Raw genomic sequence first — 19,878 nt, 5'->3', positions numbered from 1 at the left:
CAGCACGGCAGCGGTGGCGGCCGACCCCCCGACCGGGTCGACCGCCACCGCCGTTCATGGGTTCGGGATCAGCAGGCCCCGAGGTCCGTCCAGACGCCCCAGGCGCCGCTCAGCGAGGGGTCCTCGCCCGCGGTCCACCACTTGTTCTGGTAGTAGTGGCCCTTCCACGACACCTTGGTGACGGTGGCGTAGGTGGTTCCGGCGTTCCAGCTCGGCGCACCCGAGCAGCTGCCGGCGGACGCCGACGGCGAGGCCGACTGCGAGGGCGACGCGGACGGCGAGGCCGACTGCGAGGGCGAAGCAGAGGCCGACGCCGAGGCGGAGGCGGAGGTGCTGGGCGACGGCGAGCCGGTGCCCGCCGTGGCCCCGCGGGTGTAGTCCCCGGCGATGCCGTACAGCGTGCCGCCGACGTTGACGGTCCAGTTGGCGGGGGTGGAGACCGGCAGGTAGTAGACGAACGCGACGTCCACCGAGGCGCCGGGCGCCAGCGACTGCCAGGTCGGCAGCTTCAGCGAGACCCGGTTGTAGGTGCCCTTCAGGCCGCCGATGTTGTTCCCGGCGTGGTCGGCCCGGATGACCTTGGAGCCGAAGCCGGACTGGTCGGCGGCGTTGCCGGGCGCGGAGTTCGAGTAGTCGAACTGGAACTCGGTGCCCCCCGGCAGGGTGACGGTCGAGTTGTTGACGATGTGGATCTTCGGGTTGATCGGGTAGTTGTTGTCACCCAGCGCGAAGTTGGTGAACGACACGTCGATCGGCAGGGTCTGCTGCGGCAGCGGGATGGTGGAGCGGGTCGCGCCGTACGCCGAGGCCGACTTGAACTTGTCGTACAGCAGCGAGGTCATGGTGTTGCCCTGGACGTACTCGCCCTTGCCGCCGTTGGCGGTGGCGTCCCACTTGTAGTCGCCCGCGAGTTCCCAGATCATCGCGCCGCCGACGCCCTGGTTGACCACGTAGTCGGCCTTGGCGGCGATGGACTGGTCGTCCTCGGTGGACAGGAACACCTTCTTGTTGGCGTTCCACAGCCACGGGGAGGCCAGTGCGGAGCTGTAGTTGCGGGTGTAGCTGCCGTTCAGCGCGGTGTCGGTGACGCCGTACTTGCCCAGGTAGTCCGGGACGACGCCGTTCTCCAGGTTCTTGGCGTGCCACATCGGGTTGGAGCCGGCCGGCGACTCCTTTCCGTTGTCGTCCAGGTCGTGCCAGATGTTGTCGATGCCGACGGCGCCGTCACCGCAGGTGGTGAGGCCGGAGCCGGCCGGGCACTTGGCGGTGGAGGCGGTGCCCCACAGGCCGTTGGTGCCGCCCTGCACGTTCTGGAAGCCGCGGGTGTAGTACGGCACGCCGAGGTTGATCCGGCCGGCCGGCATCGCGCCGCGGAAGTAGTGGACGGCCCAGTCGCCGTTCAGGTAGCCGATCCCGCCGTACTGCGAAGTGCCGTACACGTTGGCGGCCTTGAGCTCGCCGTCGTTGCCGTCGTCGTACAGCGCGGCGTTCGGGCCGACGTACTGGTTCCAGGCGCCGTGCAGGTCGTACGACATGATGTTGACGTAGTCCAGGTACTGGGTGACCTGGAAGGTCTCCATGCCGCGCAGCAGGTAGCCCGAGGACGGGGCGGCGACCGACAGCAGGTAGTACTTGCCGTCGGCGGCGGAGGCCCGGTCGAGCTTCTCGCGCATGGTCTTCATCAGCGCCGCGTAACCCTTCATCAGGGACGCGCGCTTGGCGTTGGAGAGGGAGTGGTCGAGCGGGTTGCCCGCGTCCTTCATCGAGGTCGGGTACTCGTAGTCGAGGTCGACGCCGTTGAAGCCGTACTTCTTGATGAAGTTGACGGCGGAGTCCGCGAAGGTGTTGATGCCGGCCTGGTTGACCGACCCGTCCGCGTTGACGGTCATCGAGTAGAAGCCGCCGGAGCCCACCCGCTTGCCCGAGTCGTCGAAGTAGCCGCCGGTCTCGGCCCAACCGCCCACCGAGACCATGGTCTTGACGTCCGGGTACTGCTTCTTGTACTTGCTGAGCAGGTTGAAGTGGCCCTTGTAGGGCAGCGACGGGTCCAGCTCCGCGCCGGCCACGCCGGGGAAGGTCATTCCGGTGGCGGCGTTGTCCGCGTTGTCGGTGCCCACCGAGAGGGTGTTGTCGCCGGCGACGTGCGCGAACGCGTAGTTGAGGTGGGTGACCTTGTCCCAGGGGATGTTGTTCACCAGGTAGGCGGGCGTGCCGTCCTTGCCGGTGCGCCAGCCGGTGAAGTAGCCGATGACGCGGCGCTGGTGGTCGGCGCCCATCTGCTCGCGGCCGCTGGTGTCGTAGACGTTGCAGTAGGGGACGTCGACGCCGGGCGTGGTGTACATGCCGTCGGGGCGGCAGGCCTGGTTGTCGACGGCGGCGGCGGACGGCGCGACGCCGAGCGTGCCCATCAGCAGGCCCGCGAGCCCTGCCGCCGCGGTGGCGGCGAATGCCACCTTGCGTCCGGTCTTCTGACGGCCGGCAGCGGTGGGACGCTGCGCCGTCGCATGTCGGATCAACACTCGGTCCTCCGGGAGAGAGTGTCGCGTGCATGCCTGTGGGAGGGCACGCACATGTGGGGGAAGTTCCGCCGAACTTAAAAGGTCTGGACCACCCACGTCAACAGGTCTGTACCAACTTGGCAAGAAAGGCCGAACCGTCCGCACCCCGCCGCCACCGGCTCCCCCCAGCACGCCACCCCGGCGGCCCGGACGCCGCCCGAAAGGATGGTGCACGCCGAGGTGACGGACAAGTAGCATGACGGGGAAGTCGCTGCCTGCGGTCTTGGCGGAATTGGCAGACGCCCGGGTTTTAGGTGCCCGTGAGAGCAATCTCGTGAGGGTTCGAGTCCCTCAGGCCGCACCCCACGGCAAGGGGCCCGCCCGGAACATTCCGGGCGGGCCCCTTGTCTGTCAACGCGGCGTCTCAGCCGAGCAGTTCGGCGACCACCGGGGCGAGCGAGCGGAACGCCTGGCCGCGGTGACTGATCGCGTTCTTCTCCTCGGCGCTCAGCTCGGCGCAGGTCCGGCTCTCGCCGAGCGGCTGCAGGATCGGGTCGTAGCCGAAGCCGCCGCTGCCGGCCGGCTCGGTGCGCAGGGTGCCGTGCAGCCGGCCCTCGACCACCCGCTCGGTGCCGTCGGGCAGGGCCAGCGCGGCGGCGCAGGCGAAGGACGCGGCACGGTGCTCGGCCGCGATGTCGCCGAGCTGGGCGAGCAGCAGGTCCAGGTTGGCCTTGTCGTCGCCGTGCCGGCCGGCCCAGCGGGCGGAGAAGATGCCGGGCGCCCCGCCGAGCACGTCCACGCACAGCCCGGAGTCGTCGGCGACCGCGGGGAGTCCGGTGGCCTTCGCCAACGCGTGCGCCTTCAGCAGGGCGTTCTCGGCGAAGGTCACGCCGGTCTCCGGCACGTCCGGCACCTCGGGGTAGGCGTCCGCGCCCACCAGTTCGACGTCCAGCCCGGCCGCGCCGAGGATGTCGCGCAGCTCGGCGACCTTGTGCTGGTTACGGGTGGCGAGAACGAGGCGCTTGGTCATGCCCGCAAGCCTATCCACCCGCCGGAATCAGCCTGCGCACACCTTGCTGATCCGCCCGGCGGCGTCCCCGAGCGGGCCGAGGTCGGGCGTCTCGTTGTTGTCGATGGCCTTCTGCACCTTGTCGACCTGGGTCTGCAGGTCGCCGACGGCCTTGGCCAGGTCGGCGTCGCTGGAGTTGCGGCCGATCTTGTCCAGGTCGCCCTTGATCTTCTGCACGGCCTTCCCGGCGGCGGCCGGGTCCTTGTCCGCGTTGTTGTACGCGGTGCCGAGCTGCGCCACGTCGGTGGAGAGCTGCACGGCGGTGTTGGCGCAGCTCACCGCCTTCTCCGCGGCGGAGCAGCTGACCGCGCTCAGCGGCAGGATCAGCACCAGCGCGGCGACGGCCAGCGCGGTGGAGCGGTTGATGCTGAGCGGCTGCTGCATCGGCGAGTCCTCCAGGAGGGTGTGCGGGCCCACAGCGGAACGTTAAGGGTCTGCCCGCGTGTCTGTACAGCACACGCGGGCCCGCCCTCCGCTTCTGACGGCCGTTCGGCCCACCGCGGTTCCCCGGGGAACGCTACAGCTCCAGCGCCTTGCGCTGGATCTCGTCCAGCTCGGCGCAGCCCAGGCTGCCCAGGTCGAGCAGCTGGTTGAGCAGGTCGCGGTCGAACGGGGCGCCCTCGGCGGTGCCCTGGACCTCGACGAAACGCCCGTCGGAGGTGCAGACGATGTTCATGTCGGTCTCGGCCCGGACGTCCTCCTCGTAGCGGAGGTCGAGCATCGGGACGCCGTCGATGATGCCGACGCTGACCGCGCTGACCCCGCCGGTGATCGGCCGGCCCTTGGCGCGCAGCAGCTTCTTCTCGCGGGCCCAGGAGACCGCGTCGACCAGCGCCACGTAGGCGCCGGTGATCGCCGCGGTGCGGGTGCCGCCGTCGGCCTGGAGCACGTCGCAGTCCAGCACGATGGTGTTCTCGGCGAGCGCGCGGTGATCGACCACGGCGCGCAGCGAGCGGCCGATCAGCCGGCTGATCTCGTGGGTGCGGCCGCCGATCTTGCCGCGCACCGACTCGCGGTCGCCGCGGGTGTTGGTGGCGCGCGGCAGCATGGCGTACTCGGCGGTGACCCAGCCCTCGCCGCTGCCCTTGCGCCAGCGCGGGACACCCTCGGTGACGCTGGCGGTGCACAGCACCTTGGTGTCGCCGTAGGAGACCAGGACGGAGCCTTCGGCGTGCTTGCTCCAGCCCCGTTCGATGGTGATGGGGCGGAGCTGGTCGGGGGTGCGGCCGTCGATGCGTGACATGCGAACGAGCGTATCCCGTCCGGGTCCCCGCCCGTCCCGTCCCCGGCCCCGCTCCAGCACGACGGCCCGCCTCCGGACGTCCGGGGGCGGGCCGTGGCGGTGGAGCGGGCCGGCGGGGGCCTCGGCTCACATCATGTCTTCGATCTCGGCCGCGATCGGGTCGGCGTCGGTACCGATGACGACCTGGATGGCCGTGCCCATCTTCACCACACCGTGGGCGCCGGCCGCCTTGAGCGCCGCCTCGTCGACCTTGGAGGCGTCGTGGACCTCGGTGCGCAGCCGGGTGATGCAGCCCTCGATCTCGTCGATGTTCTCGATTCCGCCGAGACCGGCGACGATCTTCTCAGCCTTGCTGGCCATGGTCTTTCTCCCTCTGTCTCGGCGCATCGGCGGTCGGTCGCCGGGTGCCGTACTGCGTGTGCGTGGTGCCGGCCGGAAGTGACTCGGGATCAGTCTGCCGCGCCTTCCGACGGCGCGACCAGCATCACCCGATTCCGGACGATATGCCACGTTGGTTCACGTTCGGACCAGCTCCGCGCGCGGTCCGCTCGGGGGCCGCCCGAGGATGACGATCACCGGGCCCCGAGACCCCGCGGACCGCCTCGGGCCTCGGAAATGGTCTACACCAATTGTAGATGTACTCCGACAACGCCGGACGGTCCGCCGGTGTTCCTGGCCCCACCCACGGACGGACCGGGCACGCAGCGCAGGGAGGGCCGACACATGAGCTCCACAGGCGCCACCGCTCATCAGAGCACCTGGTGGCACACCTTCTACGGCGGCCTGCAGAAGATGGGCCGCAGCCTCCAGCTGCCGGTCGCCGTCCTGCCCGCCGCCGGTATCCTCACCCGCCTCGGCCAGGACGACATCTTCGGCAAGGACGGCCTCGGCTGGGACCGGGTCGCCAAGGCCATCGCCGCCGCCGGCGGCGCGCTCCTCGACCCGGCCCTCGGCCTGCCGCTGCTGTTCTGCATCGGCGTGGCGATCGGCATGGCCAAGAAGGCGGACGGCTCGACCGCGCTCGCCGCGGTGGCGGGCTTCCTGGTCTACTACGCCGTCCTGCGGGCCTTCCCGAAGCCCTGCCCGGCCCCCTCGGTACTGGAGCAGACGGTCTGCATCGACTTCGAGGCCAAGACGGCGGTGAAGGTGGACTTCCAGAACCCCGGCGTGCTCGGCGGCATCTTGATGGGCCTCTTCTCGGCCTGGCTGTGGGTGCGCTACCACCGGGTCAGGCTGGTCGACTGGCTGGGCTTCTTCAACGGCCGCCGCCTGGTCCCGATGATCACCGCCCTGGTCGGCCTGCTGTTCGGCTCGCTGATGGTGTGGATCTGGCAGCCGATCGGCACCGGCCTGGCCGACTTCTCCAAGTGGCTGTCCGACCTGGGCGCCGGCGGCGCCGGCATCTTCGGCGTCGCCAACCGCGCCCTGCTGCTGGTCGGCATGCACCAGCTGCTGAACACCTTCGTCTGGTTCCAGTTCGGCACCTACACCAACCCGCACACCGGCAAGACCGCCACCGGCGACATCGGCCGCTTCCTGGCCGGCGACCCGACGGCCGGCCAGTTCCTCTCCGGCTTCTTCCCGATCATGATGTTCGCGCTCCCCGCCGCCGCGATGGCCATCGCCGCGTCCGCCAAGCCGCACCGCCGCAAGGAGATCTACGGCCTGATGACCTCGGTCGCACTGACCTCCTTCGTCACCGGCGTCACCGAACCCATCGAGTACTCCTTCGCCTACGTGGCCCCGCTGCTGTTCGGCATCCACGCCCTGCTCACCGGCGCCTCGATGGCGATCACCTGGGGGCTCGGCGTCCACGACGGCTTCAGTTTCTCGGCCGGCCTGATCGACTACGTGATCAACTGGAACCTGGCCACCAAACCCTGGCTGATCATCCCGATCGGCCTGTGCTTCGCGGTGGTCTACTACCTGGTCTTCCGGTTCGTCATCGCCAAGTTCGACCTGAAGACACCAGGACGCGAGGAGGAGGGCGAGATCGAGGACCCCACCAAGGCCTGACGGGATTCGCCCGGAGCGCCCCCGATGGGAGACAATTCCCGCCCGGGGGCGCGCTGTTGTCCTGGGTTTCGATTCCGCGGCGCTCGGCGGGGCGGGCCTTCGGAGGGTTCCGGAGCCTGTTCGGCGCGTGCTAGAAACTGAAACGGGCCACCAGTGGTCTAGACCAGGATCGCGCTGCCGTGAGGAACCGCCCGCTATGAGTACGACCGCACCGAACTCGCAGGCGGCACCGGGCGGACGGGCCCTGCTCCCCCGGGCCTTCCCCGTCCTCCAGAAGATCGGCCGCAGCCTCCAGCTCCCGATCGCCGTCCTGCCCGCCGCCGGCCTCCTGCTCCGACTCGGCCAGGACGACGTGTTCGGCCCCAAGGGCCTCGGCTGGACCAAGGTCGCCGAGGTCTTCGCCGCCTCCGGCCACGCCGTCTTCGACTGGATGCCGCTGCTGTTCTGCGTCGGCATCGCGATCGGCTGCGCCAAGAAGTCCGACGGCTCCACCGCACTCGCCGCACTGGTCGGCTTCCTGACCTACCACCAGGTGCTCACCGCCTTCCCCAAAACCGCCTACCAGGAACTCCCCGGCAAGGACGTCGAGGCCACCTACCAGGACCCGGGGGTACTCGGCGGAGTGGTCGTCGGCCTGCTCTCCGCCCTGCTCTGGCAGCGCCTGCACCGCACCCGGCTGGTCGACTGGCTCGGCTTCTTCAACGGGCGCCGGCTGGTCCCCATCGTGATGGCCTTCGCCGGCACCGGCCTCGGCGTCTTCTTCGGCCTCTGCTGGGGCCCGATCGGCTCCGCCGTCGATGAGTTCAGCAACTGGGTGATCGGCCTCGGCGCGCTCGGCGCCGGCATATTCGGCCTGATCAACCGGGCCCTGCTGCCGTTCGGCCTGCACCAGATCGCCAACACCTTCTTCTGGCAGCAGGCCGGCAACTACACCGTCGGCGACCGCACCTTCCACGGCGACCAGACCCGCTTCTTCCAACTCGACCCCAGCGCCGGCCAGTTCATGTCCGGTTTCTTCCCCGTCATGATGTTCGGCCTGCCCGCCGCCGCCCTCGCCATCGCCCACTGCGCCCGCCCCGAACGCCGCCGCGCCGTCCTCGGCATGATGATCTCCCTCGCCCTCACCTCCTTCGCCACCGGCATCACCGAACCCATCGAGTTCGCCTTCGTCTTCATCGCCCCCGCCCTCTACGTCGCCCACGCCCTCCTCACCGGCCTGTCCATGGCCGCCACCTGGGCCCTCGGCGTCCACCACGGCTTCACCTTCTCCGCCGGCGTCATCGACTACGTCCTCAACTGGGGCTACGCCACCAGACCTTGGCTGATCGTCCCGATCGGACTCGTGATCGCGGTGATCTACTACACCGCCTTCCGCTTCGTCATCCTCCGCTTCGACCTGAAAACCCCCGGCCGCGAGGAAGAGGACTTCGACGAGACATAGGACCGCGCCGCCGTCAGATCAGCCACCAGCCGCCGCACCGTCCGATCCGAGATCTCCAGCTTCCGCCCGATCGCCTGATCCGTCAGCCCCGCCGCCAGCCGCCGAAGCACCTCCCGGTGCCGGTCGTCCGGTGCCGCACGGCCGAGCAGCTCCGACGGAACCCGACTCGCCGCCCAGAAGTGCTCGAAGAGCTCCCGCACCACCGAGACCACCGCCGGATCGCGCACCACCACCGCCGCACTGCCCAGCGGCTCCCCGGGCCAGTCCGAGAGTCCGCAGGTCGTCCAGGGCCCGGGCGAACTCGGCTTCCTCGCAGTCGAGTTCCGCGCGCAGGGAGTCCAGCGGGCAGCCGGGGTCGGCGTGCAGACGGGCGTACAGGGCGTCGGTCGCCTCCCGGCGGGCCAGCGCCGTGGGGGCGGAGGTCCGGATCGAGCCGCTGCTGCGCTCGGACCTGTACGCGGCGGACGAGGTGTTCCTCTCCGGAACGGCCGCCGGGGTGGTCCCGGTCGGCTCCCTGGACAACCGCGAACTGCCTTCACAGGAAGGCGAGTTGACGAAGACACTGGCCCAGGCGTACCGGGCCGCGGTGTACGGGGAGGACGCCCGCTACCGGCACTGGCTGACGCCGGTTCACAGCTCGTAGACGGCTCCGGCGCGGGCCAGGTCGACCGGGCCGGGGTAGACGGCGGCGGCGTCGCGGCGGTTGCGTTCGGCGTCGGTCCACGGCGGGATGTGGGTGAGCACCAGGCGCTCGGCGCCGGCCCGGGCGGCGTGCTCGCCGGCCTGCCGGCCGTTGAGGTGGATGGAGTCGAAGGTCTCCTTGCCGTGCGTGTACGCCGCCTCGCACAGGAACAGGTCGGCGCCGCGGGCGAGTTCGACCAGTTCCGGGCAGACGCCGGTGTCGCCGGAGTAGACCACGCTGCGGCCGTCGTGCTCGATCCGGAAGCCGTAGGCCTCGGAGTCCAGGTGGTTGACGAGAACCGCGGTGACGGTGAGCGGGCCGAGTTCCAGGCGGGCGCCGTCGGTGAGGTCGCGGAAGTCGAAGACCTCCGTCATACCGGGCTTCTCCGGCATGTCGTAGGCGCGGGCCAGGCGGTCCGCGGTGCCGGTCGGGCCGTAGACGGGCAGCAGTTCGGGGCAGCCCTCGACCCGGTAGTTGCGGGCCACCCAGTAGGCGCACAGGTCGATGCAGTGGTCGGCGTGCAGGTGGCTGAGCAGCACCGCGTCCACCTCGTACAGGCCGGTGTACTTCTGCAGGTTGCCGAGGGCGCCGTTGCCGAGGTCGACGACCAGGCGGTAGCCGTCGGCCTCCACCAGGTAACTGGAGCACGGGGAGTCCACGGACGGGAAGCTCCCCGAGCACCCCACCACGGTCAGTTTCATGCCGAGCCCTTCCCGCCCCGTCGGGCCATCGTCCGCGGCCGTCCGCGCCGCCGGGGGCGGAGCGGCTTCTTTGAGTGTCGAGGGTAAGGGCCGGGCAGCGCTTTGCCCCCTCTCCCGTGCCGCGCTGTGGGCGGAATCACCAGGACGGGGCGGGCAGTTTCAGCGCCGCCCGGGACGGGCCCTGGCCCAGTGCCTGATGGTCTGCGGGTACCAGCGGGGACGGCCGCCGGCGTCCATCCGGTCGGGGTGCGGGAGCAGTCCGTGGCGCTTGTAGTGGCGGACGGTCTCGGCCTGCACGCCGATGTGGCGGGCGATCTCGACGTAGGACCAGAGCTTCCGGCCGGGCATGGATGCCCACCTCCACGGTGACGGTGAACCAAGCGGTGCGCCCGCCAGCCTCGGGGGGCGGGCACGCCGGGCGGGTGCACGACGTGGCGCGGTCGCGGTTCCGTGACAGAGCGGTCACCGGGAACGGACAAATACCGGGATGTCACAGCAGGCCGATGATCCGACCGTCCCACCATCCGAACGCCGACGGCGCGGCACCCGAAAGGGTTGCCGCGCCGTCGAGTTGACGTTCCGTCAGGCCCAGAGCTGGCCCTGCAGTGCCTCGACCGCCGCCTCGGTGGACTCGGCGGTGTAGATGCCGGTGGACAGGTACTTCCAGCCGCCGTCGGCGACCACGAAGACCACGTCCGCCCGCTCGCCGGCCCGGGCCGCCTTGCGGGCCACCCCGATCGCGGCGTGCAGGATCGCCCCGGTGGACACACCCGCGAAGATGCCTTCCTGCTGGAGCAGTTCACGGGTGCGGGCGACCGCGTCGGCGGAGCCGACCGAGAAGCGGGTGGTCAGCACCTCGGCGTCGTACAGCTCGGGGACGAAGCCCTCGTCGAGGTTGCGCAGGCCGTACACCAGGTCGTCGTAGCGCGGCTCGGCGGCGACGATCTGCACGCCGGGGACCTTCTCGCGCAGGTACCGGCCGACGCCCATCAGGGTGCCGGTGGTGCCCAGGCCGGCCACGAAGTGGGTGACGGTGGGCAGGTCGGCGAGGATCTCCGGGCCGGTGCCGTAGTAGTGCGCGCCGGCGTTGTCCGGGTTGCCGTACTGGTAGAGCATCACCCAGTCGGGGTGCTCGGCGGCGATCTCCTTGGCCATCCGCACCGCGGTGTTGGAGCCGCCGGCGGCCGGCGAGGGGATGATCTCCGCACCCCACATCCGCAGCAGCTCGCGGCGCTCCTCGCTGGTGTTCTCCGGCATCACGCAGACCATCCGGTAGCCCTTGAGCTTGGCCGCCATGGCGAGCGAGATGCCGGTGTTGCCGCTGGTCGGCTCCAGGATGGTGCAGCCCGGGGTGAGCCGGCCGGCGGCCTCGGCACGCTCGATCATGTGCAGCGCCGGACGGTCCTTGATGGAGCCGGTGGGGTTGCGGTCCTCCAGCTTGGCCCACAGCGTGACCAGGCCGTCGTCATTGCCGGGCACGGCCGCGGACAGCCGCGGCAACCGCACCAGGGGGGTGTTGCCGACGGCCTCGATCGGGCTGTCGTAGCGCATGGGGGCCTCCGGCGGGTCTGGGGTGGAAGAAGGAGCGGGGCGAGAGCCGAGTCCGGGCGGGCATCGTGTGGGGGCGCCTCCCCGCCGCCAGGGCTGGGAAGGGAGGGCAGCGGCGCTGCGCGCGACGGGGGACGTGCGGCCGGGCGACAGCTGTCGGCACGCGACGCCGCGCCCGGCCGCCGGAGGCCTCCTACTTCATGCCGCCGGCCACGGCGGGGAGGATGGTGACGCTGTCGCCGTCGGCGAGCTCGGTGGCCACGCCGTCCAGGAAGCGGACGTCCTCGTCGTTCAGGTAGACGTTGACGAAGCGGCGCAGCTCGCCGCCGTCCAGCAGGCGGGCGGCGATGCCCGGGTGGCGGGTGTCGAGGTCGGTGAACAGCTCCCCGAGGTTGGCGCCGTTGCCGTCGACGGCCTTGGCGCCGTCGGTGTAGGTGCGGAGGATGGTCGGGATGCGGACCTCGATGGCCATGGCTGCGCTCCTGTGGAGTGAAGTCGGTTTGCCGGGCCGGGCGGGGCACGGCAGGAGGAAGAGCCCCGGGGCGGCCGGGGCGGAAGGATCGGGAGACTGTGGGTCGGCTCTGCCGGTCAGCGCGCGGCGGTGCCGGGACAGATCGCGCTGGCGAGCCGGCACAGGTCGACGTGCAGGCGCGCCACGAGGCGGGTGCCTGGGGCCTGAATGCTCACATCGACGGAACGCATGGACTCATCGTATAGATTCCCGCCCCCGCTTTGACATGCATGTCTCGCCATTCGGTCGGAAGCGTCCCGCCGAATGAGAAAACGGGCCCGCCCACCGCGCACTGCGCGGCCGGGGCGGGCCCGTCGGCGGGCCGTGGGGCTCAGACCTGGTAGGCCTCGACCACCTCGACGTCTTCCTCCGTGATCACACCGTCCACAATGCGGAACGAGCGGAACTGGTAGGGGTCGTCCTCGCCGGTGCCCTCGGAGGTGGAGACCAGCACGTAGTGGGCGAACGGCTCGGAGGCGTAGCTCACGTCGGTGCGGGACGGGTAGGCCTCGGTGGCGGTGTGCGAGTGGTAGATCACCACCGGTTCCTCGTCCAGGTCGTCCATCTCGCGGTAGAGCTTCAGCAGGTCACCGGAGTCGAACTCGTAGAAGGTGGGCGAGCGGGCCGCGTTGAGCATCGGGATGAACCGCTCGGGCCGGCCGGTGCCGGCCGGTCCGGCGATCACGCCGCATGCCTCGTCCGGGTGGTCGGCGCGGGCGTGGGCGACCATCCGGTCGCGCAGTTCTCGGGTGATGGTCAGCATGCGGCCAGGATAGCGAGGCGTCATTCGCCGCTTCGGGCGTGCAGGTGTGCGTGCGGATCGCCGTGCACGGCGGCCGGGTCGCGGCGGCTGAGCACCCGGTAACCGACGATCAGCAGCAGCGCCCAGCCGGGGAAGACGTACAGCGAGATCCGGGCGGTCGGGTCGAGGGCGATCAGCACCAGGACCATCGCCAGGAAGGCCAGCGCCACTTGGCGGCTCCAGTTCCCGCCTGGGGCGCGGAAGGTCGGCTCGGGCAGCCGGCCGGCCTTCCAGGCGGCGCGGTAGCGGAGCTGACTGGCCAGGATGACCCCCCAGGTCCACAGGCCGCAGACGGTCGCGACCGAGGTGATGTACTCGAACGCCCGCTCCGGCACGAGGTAGTTGAGCACCACGCCGGCCCCCATCAGCAGGCACGAGACGGTGATCGCGGCGGCGGGGGTGCGCCGGGCGGTGAGCCGGGTGAGCCGGCCGGGGGCCTGCCGGCGCAGCGCCAGGTCGCGCAGCATCCGGCCGGTGGAGTACATCCCGGAGTTGCAGGAGGACAGCGCCGCGGTGAGCACCACGAAGTTGATGATGCCGGCCGCGGCGGGGATCCCGACCTTGCCGAAGGCGGCGACGAACGGGCTGACGCCGGGCTCGAATTCGGACCACGGCACCAGCGACAGGATGATCAGCAGGGCGCCGACGTAGAACAGCGCGATCCGCACCGGCAGGGTGTTGATCGCGCGCGGCAGGGTCTTCTCGGGGTTCTCGCTCTCGCCGGCGGTGACGCCGACCAACTCCACGCCCAGGTAGGCGAACATGACGATCTGAAGGGACATCACGGTGGCGCCGAAGCCCTTGGGGAAGAAGCCGCCGTCGTTCCACAGGTGGCTGATCGAGGCGGTCTCCCCGGCGGAGGAGAAGCCGAAGATCAGCACACCGACGCCGATCAGGATCATCCCCACGATCGCGGTGACCTTGACCATCGAGAACCAGAACTCGATCTCGCCGAACAGCTTCACCGAGATCAGGTTGGCGCCGTACAGCAGCAGCAGGAAGACCAGCGCGGTGCCCCACTGCGGGACGCCCGGCTCCCAGAACCGCACGTAGACAGCGGCGGCGGTGGTCTCGGCCATGCCGGTGACCACCCAGAACAGCCAGTACGTCCAGCCGGTGACGAAGCCGGCGAACGGGCCGAGGAACTCCCGGGCGTACTCGGCGAAACTGCCCGACACCGGGCGGTAGGTGAGCAGTTCGCCGAGGGCCCGCATGATCACGAAGATCACCACGCCGGCCACCGCGTAGGCGAGCAGCAGGCTCGGGCCGGCCTTGGAGATGGCGGTGCCGGCGCCGAGGAACAGGCCGGTGCCGATCGCACCGCCGATCGCGATCATCTGGATCTGCCGGCCGCCGAGCCCCCGCTGGTAGCCCTCGTCGTCGGGGACGGGGTCGGTCGTCTCGTCGGTCGCCTCGGTCATCTGCCCGCCTCGCCTCCCGGTCCGCGCCGACCGGTCGGCCGACGCGCCCCGTCATACGGGTGAAGCAGCAGTGAATCACGCGAAATGCGCCGTAGCAGCGCGAATGCGAGCACTCCCGAAATAATCGGACAATACGAGCGAACGGGTGGTCCCGATGGCTCAGCCGGCCATCGCCTCCAGCAGGCTCTCCTGCATCGCGCCCAGCCACAGGTAGGCGATCACCAGCGGCTTGCGCGGGTCGTTCTCCGGCAGGTCGTACAGGCCGTCCTCGTCGTCCTCGGTGACCTCCAGCCGGGAGCCCAGGGTCAGCCGCAGGTCGTTGAGCGCGCCCAGCCAGCGCGGGCAGTCCCCGGCGCCGACCGCGACCACGCCGCCCTCGCCACCGAGCCCGTCCAGCGCCCGGACCACCGCCAGGGCGTCCTCCCGCTTGCGGGCCCGCAGGTCCAGCTCAGTGTAGCGGCGGAACTCGGAGGCCATCTCGGCGGTCTGCGGATCCTGGGGCGCGCCCGGGCCGCCGTACGCGTCGGGGAACAGCCGCAGCAGCGCCGGGTCATCGGGCGCCTCGCTGGGGCCCTCGGCGAACAGCGCCGCCAGCGGGTCCTCGTGCTCGCCGCCGGGCGGCGGGCCGATCAGCTCCAGCATCTGCACTTCCAGCGAGCGCAGGATGGAGGCCTCGAACTCGTCCAGCGGGATCGCCGCGCCGCCGCTCGCGGCGCTCTCGAACAAACCGGCCATGTGTTTCGGATCAGTCCCTCGTGGATCGGTGGGTGGCGGGCCGTCAGTCGTGCTGCAGGGTGGCCCAGAGGCCGTAGCCGTGCATCGCCTGCACGTCGCGCTCCATCTCCTCGCGGGTGCCGCTGGAGACCACCGCCCGCCCCTTGGTGTGCACGTCCATCATCAGCTGGCGCGCCTTGTCCTTCGGGTAGCCGAAGTAGCTCTGGAAGACGTACTGCACGTAGGTCATCAGGTTGACCGGGTCGTTGTGGACGATGGTCACCCAGGGAGTGTCCGGCTCCGTGACCGGAACCCCCTCCACTTCCGGGCGCTCGATCTCCACCGGCGCGACACTCACAGTCCGTCTCTCCTCGTCGACCTCGATCTTTCCCCTCGGCCCATGCTTCCATCCGAGGGACTCCGGAGCGAATCAGGGTCGTCCGACACGTGACCCCGGGGGGGAAATCGTCACTCTGACGCTAAGTGGTAGTAGCATCATTCCCATGGACGCCATCACCGCGCAGCGCAGCTCCGCGCTGCTCACCGACCGCTACGAGCTGACCATGCTGCAGGCCGCCCTGCGCAGCGGCGCCGCCCACCGCCGCTCGGTCTTCGAGGTGTTCACCCGCCGCCTGCCGAACGGCCGCCGCTACGGCGTGCTGGCCGGCACCGGCCGGGTGCTGGACGCCGTGGAGAACTTCCGGTTCACCACGCCCCAGCTGGACTGGCTCGCCGACCAGCGGGTGGTGGACGAGGACACGCTGCGTTACCTCGCCGACTACCGCTTCACCGGCGACATCCACGGCTACCCCGAGGGCGAGGTGTACTTCCCCGGCTCGCCGCTGCTGACCGTCGAGGGCAGCTTCGCCGAGGCGGTGATCCTGGAGACGGTGATCCTGTCGATCCTCAACTTCGACTCGGCGATCGCCGCCGCGGCCTCCCGGATGACCGCCGCCGCCGGGGACCGCCCGGTGATCGAGATGGGCGCCCGGCGCGCCCACGAGCAGGCCGCCGTCGCCGCCTCCCGGGCCGCCTACCTGGCCGGCTTCTCCGCCACCTCCGACCTGGAGGCCGGCTTCACGTACGGCATCCCCACCACCGGCACCGCCGCGCACGCCTTCACCCTGCTGCACGACAGCGAGAAGGACGCCTTCACCGCGCAGATCGAGTCGATGGGCCGCGCCACCACCCTGCTGGTCGACACCTACGACCTCGCCGAGGCGGTCCGCACCGCCGTCGAGGTGGCCGGCCCCGACCTGGGCGCCGTCCGGATCGACTCCGGCGACCTGACGCTGCTCGCCCACCGGGTCCGCCGCCAGCTCGACGAGCTCGGCGCCACCGGCACGAAGATCATCGTCACCTCCGACCTCGACGAGTACGCCATCGCCGCACTGGCCGCCGCCCCCGTGAACGGCTACGGCGTCGGCACCAGCCTGGTCACCGGCAGCGGCCACCCGACCTGCGCGATGGTCTACAAGCTGGTCGCCCGCGAATCCGCCGGCGGCGGCGAACTCGTCCCCGTCGCCAAGCGCTCGGCCGGCGGCAAGATCAGCATCGGCGGCCGCAAGTGGGCCGCCCGCCGCCCCGACGCCGACGGCGTCGCCGAGACCGAGGTGGTCGGCACCGGCCCGGTGCCCGCCGACCTGGAGCCGCACCTGCTGCACGTCCCGCTGATCACCGCCGGCGAGGTGGTCGGCCGCGAACCACTGGACGCCGCCCGCGAACGCCACCGCCGCGCCCGCGCCACGCTGCCGCTGTCCGCCACCCAGCTGTCCCGCGGCGAACCGGTGCTCGGCACCGAGCGCTACACCGGCTGAACCCTTCCGCCGCCGCCCGGCACTGCCTAGAGTGCCAACCGCCCCACCGTCCCCGACACCGACGCGGCCGAGACCCCGGCCTTCGGACCGCACCACCCAACGAGAGAAGACCAGCCATGCACCGGGCCCTGATCGTCGTCGACGTGCAGAACGACTTCTGCGAAGGCGGCAGCCTTCCCGTCGCCGGCGGGGCCGAGGTCGCGGCCGCGATCACCGACCTGATCGCCGACTCCGCGCCCGGCTACGCCCACATCGTCGCCACCCGCGACCACCACATCGAGCCCGGGGCGCACTTCGCCGCCGAACCCGACTACGTCCGCTCCTGGCCCGCGCACTGCGTGGCCGGCACCGAAGGCGTGGGCTTCCACCCCAACTTCGCGCCCTCGGTGACCTCCGGCGCGATCGAAGCGGTGTTCTCCAAGGGCGAGTACGCCGCCGCCTACAGCGGCTTCGAGGGCCTCGACGAGCACGGCGGCACCCTCGCCGACTGGCTGAACGAACGCGGCGTCACCGACGTCGACGTGGTCGGCATCGCCACCGACCACTGCGTCCGGGCCACCGCCCTGGACGCCGCCCGGGAGGGCTTCGCCACCCGCGTCCTGCTCGACCTGACGGCCGGCGTCGCACCCGCCACCACCACCGCCGCGCTCGACGAACTGCGCGCCGCCGGCGTCGAACTCACCGGCACCCCGGTGGTCCGCAGCTGACCGGGCGCCACTTCCCGCTGCTGCGGCGCCCGTTGAGCACCGCGGCCACCGACCCCGCGCCGCTCACCGCTCGGTGACCACCAGCGCCACCACGTCCTCGCCGCCGATCCGGTACGCCTCGGCCAACTCGCCGCCGACCGCGTCCCGTTCGGCGGCGAGCCGGGACGAGCCGACGTACACCACCCGCACCCCCAGGTACTCCATCCGGTGCTGCCCGGCCCGCACCCAGGCCGCCTCGCCCTCGCTGACGCAGCGCACCTCGGAGTCCACCTCGACCGCCACCGCCGCCTCCGGCCAGAACAGGTCCGGCACCGCGATGTACGTGCCGCCGCGCATCCGCAGCTCCGGGCCGGACAGCGGCAGCGGCAGGCCCAGCTCGGCGGCCAGCTCCACCAGCGAGGCCAGCGCCGACTCCCGCTGCGCCGCCAGCAGCTCGTCCACCGCCGCGCGCACCCGCGGCTCCGCCAGCAGGCCCGCCTCGGCGAGCTCCGCCAGCAGCTCGGCCGCGCCGCCCCCGCCCTCGCGCGCCAGCGCCTCGCGCAGCACCGCCCGCAGCACCCCCGGGCCGACCAGACCGGCCTCCAGCGCGCCCTGCTCGGACCATTCGCGGATCGCGTCCGCCACCGCCCGGGCGACCGGTGCGCAGACCAGTCCGTGCACCTCGCGTGCCACCAACTCCCGTTCGGTGCGCCGGATCCGGACCTGCCCGGCGTCCCGCAGCCGGCGCTGCCGGGGCACCAGCACCTCCACCCCGAACACCGCGGGCAGCCGCGGCATCGACACGAACCCGTACAGCGCCAGTGCCGCCGCCCCGGTGATCACCGCGCGCTCCCGGCCGCCCTCCGCCCGGCCGCTCTGTGCCGCGTACAGCAGCGCCGCCCACATCCGTTGCTCCGGGGTCGGCGGCCCCTCCTGCAACAGGTACACCCGCGGTAGCAGCCGCTGCCACGGACCGCCCTGCCGGCAGTGTTCACTCACCAGGCGGGCCGGCACGCCCCGGGCGCGCAACTGGCTGGCCGTCACCACATTCTGCTGGCGCCGGGCAAGCTCTTCGAGAGAGGTGGGCTGCTGCGGAATCCGGTAGCTCATACCGACAACACTCCCCTTCGCCTCCGACAGTCGACTCCCTACCTGACGGCCTGTTACCCAACCGTCGTCAAACCGGGACTGCCCTGCACTAAAGTCCCCATACCCCCACCCATTCGGCGGATCGGACGTTCGAACTGTTGTCGGATCAGGTCGGACTTACCGCCTACAATCCGATTTTCATTGGATCGGCACCGCATTTCGATCCGGCCGCAACCGGCCGCCCACCTGCGCAATCTGACCGACCGTGACCGATCCCACACGCAGCGGCACGCCCCGCGGCGTCGGCGGGCGTTCCGAATTGCCTACCATCAGGCACATGTCCCGCGACGAGTCATCCGCCCAGCGCGCCGCCAGACTGCGCCTCGGCCGCCTGCCCGGCTACGTCCGCCAACCCGATCCCGCCCGGCGCGGCGGAGAGGACGGACGTGCGTACAAGAAGGGCTGGGAAGTCCGTTTCACGGCGCGCAGCGAAGAAGAGATAACCGAGATCCGCGAGCTGGTCGCGGCCGCCGGGTTCGCCCCCGCGCGGCCGTTCTTCAAGGGCCACCAGCTGATCCAGCCGGTGTACGGGATCGCCGCCGTGCAGGCCTACCTCGCCGCCCGCGAGGCCGCCGAGGAGACCGGCCGGATCCGCCGCACCTCCGGCATCCCCGAGCAGTCGCGGCGCGAGCCCGACAGCGTGGCCGCCGCCGCGCGGGCCGCCGAGGCGGCTGCCGCCGAGGCCGCGAGCGCGGCGGCGGCGAGCGCGGCGGCGCAGGCCGGTGGGAAGGCCGGCGGGAAGGTCGAAGGCGCCAGAGCCGCTGTGCCGCCCATTCGGAAGGCGGGTGGCCCCGAGGGTCACTGACCGCCCCGCAAGGTCGCCAGGGAGCCCTTCTGGGCTCCCTGGGGCGGTTTTTGACGGGTCGTCAGAGCCCCGGGTCGGTGATCGAGGCCGATCCGGCGGTCCGGCGTGCCGGTTCGCGCCTGCGGTGGTTCAGACCACGACCGGGGCGTGGTCTGTGCACGGTGGCCGCTGGCGGTCGGGGGACGGCGCAGATCGGCGCCCGCTCGGCGGCACCGGCCGCCACCGTCAGGGTGCGTTCCACCACCACGTCCACCCTCGGCGCGCAGCGCGTGCCCGATCCCGCGCATCCGTACCGCCCACCGCGCGACCGCGCGCACCCCGTCCACGGCGGCCGGCTCCCGTTCCGCCACGCCCACAGGGCCGGGGCGACGGCATCCGCCAGTCGTCGGCCCGGCTCGCGCGCCGTGCCGCGCAGCACCGGCAGGACCGCCACCGTGACCGGCAGCCCACCACCGGCACGCCCGCGACCGGTGCTGCCGGCGAGGTCAGCGCGTCGGTGCGGGCGTGCAGGCCGTCCGCGGCCGGCGCCGCCGAACCGATCCGCCGCCCGGTGGCGGTCCGGCAGCGGACCGCCCACTCGTTGCCGACACACCCACCGAGGGCCGCCCCGCCGCCACCCACAGCCGACCCACCAGCCGCGAGTGCAGCAACCGGTCCACCGCCGTCCGGCCCGCCACCAGCGAGGACGCCGCGCCGCCACCACCACCGCGACGCCCGCCAGGCCCTCCGCCCGCCCGGACGCGTGCGCGTAACCGCAGCTCGCCTGCAACTGCGG

22 protein-coding genes and 1 tRNA gene are annotated in these 19,878 nt (G+C 71.5%); 7 read left to right on the top strand and 16 right to left on the bottom strand.

Annotation, left to right across the window (positions count from 1 at the left end):
* Positions 1-68: 68 nt before the first annotated feature.
* Positions 69-2,453, bottom strand: a complete 2,385-nt coding sequence (locus ACFV18_RS16495) for a chitinase C-terminal domain-containing protein (RefSeq protein ID WP_380483800.1) — start codon at positions 2,451-2,453, stop codon at positions 69-71.
* Positions 2,454-2,775: 322 nt separating this feature from the next.
* On the opposite strand from ACFV18_RS16495, the gene ACFV18_RS16490 reads away from it, so the two are divergent.
* Positions 2,776-2,859: transfer RNA gene (locus tag ACFV18_RS16490), tRNA-Leu, on the top strand.
* Between the two features lie 63 nt (positions 2,860-2,922).
* Here ACFV18_RS16490 and rdgB read toward each other — a convergent pair.
* The 4 genes from rdgB to ACFV18_RS16470 all read right to left on the bottom strand — a co-directional run bounded on the left by rdgB (position 2,923) and on the right by ACFV18_RS16470 (position 5,170).
* The gene (gene rdgB, locus ACFV18_RS16485) at positions 2,923-3,528 is read right to left on the bottom strand and encodes an RdgB/HAM1 family non-canonical purine NTP pyrophosphatase (protein WP_380483647.1); all 606 of its coding nucleotides are present in this window, start codon (positions 3,526-3,528) and stop codon (positions 2,923-2,925) included.
* A gap of 27 nt (positions 3,529-3,555) precedes the next feature.
* Positions 3,556-3,984: a hypothetical protein gene (locus ACFV18_RS16480; RefSeq protein ID WP_380483645.1), complete on the bottom strand. Its 429-nt coding sequence runs from the start codon at positions 3,982-3,984 to the stop codon at positions 3,556-3,558.
* A 100-nt stretch (positions 3,985-4,084) separates the two neighbouring features.
* A complete protein-coding gene (gene rph / locus ACFV18_RS16475) occupies positions 4,085-4,810 on the bottom strand; it encodes a ribonuclease PH (protein WP_380483643.1) in 726 nt (241 codons plus the stop codon).
* Positions 4,811-4,936: 126 nt separating this feature from the next.
* Complete coding sequence (locus ACFV18_RS16470; protein ID WP_380483641.1) at positions 4,937-5,170, bottom strand: glucose PTS transporter subunit EIIB; 234 nt, start codon at positions 5,168-5,170, stop codon at positions 4,937-4,939.
* 363 nt (positions 5,171-5,533) lie between these two features.
* Here ACFV18_RS16470 and ACFV18_RS16465 point away from each other — a divergent pair, with 363 nt between their 5' ends.
* Together ACFV18_RS16465 and ACFV18_RS16460 are read left to right on the top strand one after the other, a co-directional pair.
* Positions 5,534-6,826 (top strand): PTS transporter subunit EIIC, encoded by a 1,293-nt coding sequence (locus ACFV18_RS16465; protein ID WP_380483639.1) that lies wholly within the window; start codon positions 5,534-5,536, stop codon positions 6,824-6,826.
* 196 nt (positions 6,827-7,022) lie between these two features.
* The gene (locus tag ACFV18_RS16460) at positions 7,023-8,267 is read left to right on the top strand and encodes a PTS transporter subunit EIIC (protein WP_380483637.1); all 1,245 of its coding nucleotides are present in this window, start codon (positions 7,023-7,025) and stop codon (positions 8,265-8,267) included.
* Here the strand turns inward: ACFV18_RS16460 and ACFV18_RS16455 are convergent.
* The gene (locus ACFV18_RS16455; protein ID WP_380483798.1) at positions 8,186-8,377 is read right to left on the bottom strand and encodes a hypothetical protein; all 192 of its coding nucleotides are present in this window, start codon (positions 8,375-8,377) and stop codon (positions 8,186-8,188) included. The two genes, ACFV18_RS16460 and ACFV18_RS16455, sit on opposite strands and share 82 nt — an antisense overlap.
* A gap of 299 nt (positions 8,378-8,676) precedes the next feature.
* Between ACFV18_RS16455 and ACFV18_RS16450 the strand changes: the two genes are divergently transcribed.
* Entirely contained in the window at positions 8,677-8,910 is a 234-nt protein-coding gene (locus ACFV18_RS16450) for a hypothetical protein (protein WP_380483635.1), read from the top strand.
* Here the strand turns inward: ACFV18_RS16450 and ACFV18_RS16445 are convergent.
* From ACFV18_RS16445 to clpS, 9 genes are all read right to left on the bottom strand, one after another.
* Positions 8,898-9,650 (bottom strand): MBL fold metallo-hydrolase, encoded by a 753-nt coding sequence (locus ACFV18_RS16445; protein WP_380483633.1) that lies wholly within the window; start codon positions 9,648-9,650, stop codon positions 8,898-8,900. The two genes, ACFV18_RS16450 and ACFV18_RS16445, sit on opposite strands and share 13 nt — an antisense overlap.
* Before the next feature lie 159 nt (positions 9,651-9,809).
* Positions 9,810-9,998, bottom strand: coding sequence for a MerR family DNA-binding transcriptional regulator (locus tag ACFV18_RS16440; protein WP_380483631.1), 189 nt, complete (start codon positions 9,996-9,998; stop codon positions 9,810-9,812).
* 234 nt (positions 9,999-10,232) lie between these two features.
* Complete coding sequence (locus ACFV18_RS16435; protein WP_380483629.1) at positions 10,233-11,201, bottom strand: PLP-dependent cysteine synthase family protein; 969 nt, start codon at positions 11,199-11,201, stop codon at positions 10,233-10,235.
* 190 nt (positions 11,202-11,391) lie between these two features.
* Complete coding sequence (locus ACFV18_RS16430) at positions 11,392-11,670, bottom strand: MoaD/ThiS family protein (RefSeq protein WP_380483627.1); 279 nt, start codon at positions 11,668-11,670, stop codon at positions 11,392-11,394.
* Positions 11,671-11,786: 116 nt separating this feature from the next.
* Positions 11,787-11,900, bottom strand: coding sequence for a putative leader peptide (locus ACFV18_RS16425; protein ID WP_338015809.1), 114 nt, complete (start codon positions 11,898-11,900; stop codon positions 11,787-11,789).
* A gap of 140 nt (positions 11,901-12,040) precedes the next feature.
* Positions 12,041-12,472 carry a Mov34/MPN/PAD-1 family protein gene (locus tag ACFV18_RS16420; RefSeq protein ID WP_380483626.1) on the bottom strand — a complete coding sequence of 144 codons (432 nt, stop codon included), beginning with the start codon at positions 12,470-12,472 and terminating at the stop codon, positions 12,041-12,043.
* A 20-nt stretch (positions 12,473-12,492) separates the two neighbouring features.
* Complete coding sequence (locus ACFV18_RS16415) at positions 12,493-13,932, bottom strand: amino acid permease (RefSeq protein ID WP_380483624.1); 1,440 nt, start codon at positions 13,930-13,932, stop codon at positions 12,493-12,495.
* Positions 13,933-14,091: 159 nt separating this feature from the next.
* Positions 14,092-14,667, bottom strand: coding sequence for a DUF2017 domain-containing protein (locus ACFV18_RS16410; protein ID WP_380483622.1), 576 nt, complete (start codon positions 14,665-14,667; stop codon positions 14,092-14,094).
* A gap of 43 nt (positions 14,668-14,710) precedes the next feature.
* The gene (clpS, locus tag ACFV18_RS16405; RefSeq protein ID WP_043914156.1) at positions 14,711-15,004 is read right to left on the bottom strand and encodes an ATP-dependent Clp protease adapter ClpS; all 294 of its coding nucleotides are present in this window, start codon (positions 15,002-15,004) and stop codon (positions 14,711-14,713) included.
* Positions 15,005-15,149: 145 nt separating this feature from the next.
* On the opposite strand from clpS, the gene ACFV18_RS16400 reads away from it, so the two are divergent.
* The gene (locus ACFV18_RS16400; protein ID WP_380483620.1) at positions 15,150-16,463 is read left to right on the top strand and encodes a nicotinate phosphoribosyltransferase; all 1,314 of its coding nucleotides are present in this window, start codon (positions 15,150-15,152) and stop codon (positions 16,461-16,463) included.
* Between the two features lie 116 nt (positions 16,464-16,579).
* Positions 16,580-17,170, top strand: a complete 591-nt coding sequence (locus ACFV18_RS16395) for an isochorismatase family protein (RefSeq protein WP_380483618.1) — start codon at positions 16,580-16,582, stop codon at positions 17,168-17,170.
* A gap of 63 nt (positions 17,171-17,233) precedes the next feature.
* Here the strand turns inward: ACFV18_RS16395 and ACFV18_RS16390 are convergent, their stop codons facing one another.
* Positions 17,234-18,259 carry a hypothetical protein gene (locus ACFV18_RS16390; RefSeq protein ID WP_380483616.1) on the bottom strand — a complete coding sequence of 342 codons (1,026 nt, stop codon included), beginning with the start codon at positions 18,257-18,259 and terminating at the stop codon, positions 17,234-17,236.
* Between the two features lie 316 nt (positions 18,260-18,575).
* Between ACFV18_RS16390 and ACFV18_RS16385 the strand changes: the two genes are divergently transcribed.
* A complete protein-coding gene (locus ACFV18_RS16385) occupies positions 18,576-19,103 on the top strand; it encodes a hypothetical protein (RefSeq protein WP_380483615.1) in 528 nt (175 codons plus the stop codon).
* Positions 19,104-19,878 lie beyond the last annotated feature (775 nt).

The sequence above is a fragment of the Kitasatospora sp. NPDC059673 genome (assembly GCF_042734215.1).
Taxonomy (GTDB): Bacteria; Actinomycetota; Actinomycetes; order Streptomycetales; family Streptomycetaceae; genus Kitasatospora.
The sequence above is the reverse complement of the archived record's forward strand: the minus strand, read 5'-3'. Positions and strand labels throughout refer to the sequence as shown.

What these genes read in the sequence shown, in the direction of transcription:
- ACFV18_RS16465 (WP_380483639.1), top strand. Translation starts at nt 5,534, where the DNA reads ATGAGCTCCACAGGCGCCACCGCTCATCAGAGCACCTGGTGGCACACC.
- ACFV18_RS16400 (WP_380483620.1), top strand. Translation starts at nt 15,150, where the DNA reads ATGGACGCCATCACCGCGCAGCGCAGCTCCGCGCTGCTCACCGACCGC.
- ACFV18_RS16425 (WP_338015809.1), bottom strand. Translation starts at nt 11,900, where the DNA reads ATGCGTTCCGTCGATGTGAGCATTCAGGCCCCAGGCACCCGCCTCGTG.
- rph (WP_380483643.1), bottom strand. Translation starts at nt 4,810, where the DNA reads ATGTCACGCATCGACGGCCGCACCCCCGACCAGCTCCGCCCCATCACC.
- rdgB (WP_380483647.1), bottom strand. Translation starts at nt 3,528, where the DNA reads ATGACCAAGCGCCTCGTTCTCGCCACCCGTAACCAGCACAAGGTCGCC.
- ACFV18_RS16445 (WP_380483633.1), bottom strand. Translation starts at nt 9,650, where the DNA reads ATGAAACTGACCGTGGTGGGGTGCTCGGGGAGCTTCCCGTCCGTGGAC.
- ACFV18_RS16430 (WP_380483627.1), bottom strand. Translation starts at nt 11,670, where the DNA reads ATGGCCATCGAGGTCCGCATCCCGACCATCCTCCGCACCTACACCGAC.
- ACFV18_RS16470 (WP_380483641.1), bottom strand. Translation starts at nt 5,170, where the DNA reads ATGGCCAGCAAGGCTGAGAAGATCGTCGCCGGTCTCGGCGGAATCGAG.
- ACFV18_RS16410 (WP_380483622.1), bottom strand. Translation starts at nt 14,667, where the DNA reads ATGGCCGGTTTGTTCGAGAGCGCCGCGAGCGGCGGCGCGGCGATCCCG.
- ACFV18_RS16460 (WP_380483637.1), top strand. Translation starts at nt 7,023, where the DNA reads ATGAGTACGACCGCACCGAACTCGCAGGCGGCACCGGGCGGACGGGCC.
- ACFV18_RS16395 (WP_380483618.1), top strand. Translation starts at nt 16,580, where the DNA reads ATGCACCGGGCCCTGATCGTCGTCGACGTGCAGAACGACTTCTGCGAA.
- ACFV18_RS16440 (WP_380483631.1), bottom strand. Translation starts at nt 9,998, where the DNA reads ATGCCCGGCCGGAAGCTCTGGTCCTACGTCGAGATCGCCCGCCACATC.
- ACFV18_RS16420 (WP_380483626.1), bottom strand. Translation starts at nt 12,472, where the DNA reads ATGCTGACCATCACCCGAGAACTGCGCGACCGGATGGTCGCCCACGCC.
- ACFV18_RS16435 (WP_380483629.1), bottom strand. Translation starts at nt 11,201, where the DNA reads ATGCGCTACGACAGCCCGATCGAGGCCGTCGGCAACACCCCCCTGGTG.
- ACFV18_RS16415 (WP_380483624.1), bottom strand. Translation starts at nt 13,932, where the DNA reads ATGACCGAGGCGACCGACGAGACGACCGACCCCGTCCCCGACGACGAG.
- ACFV18_RS16390 (WP_380483616.1), bottom strand. Translation starts at nt 18,259, where the DNA reads ATGAGCTACCGGATTCCGCAGCAGCCCACCTCTCTCGAAGAGCTTGCC.
- ACFV18_RS16385 (WP_380483615.1), top strand. Translation starts at nt 18,576, where the DNA reads ATGTCCCGCGACGAGTCATCCGCCCAGCGCGCCGCCAGACTGCGCCTC.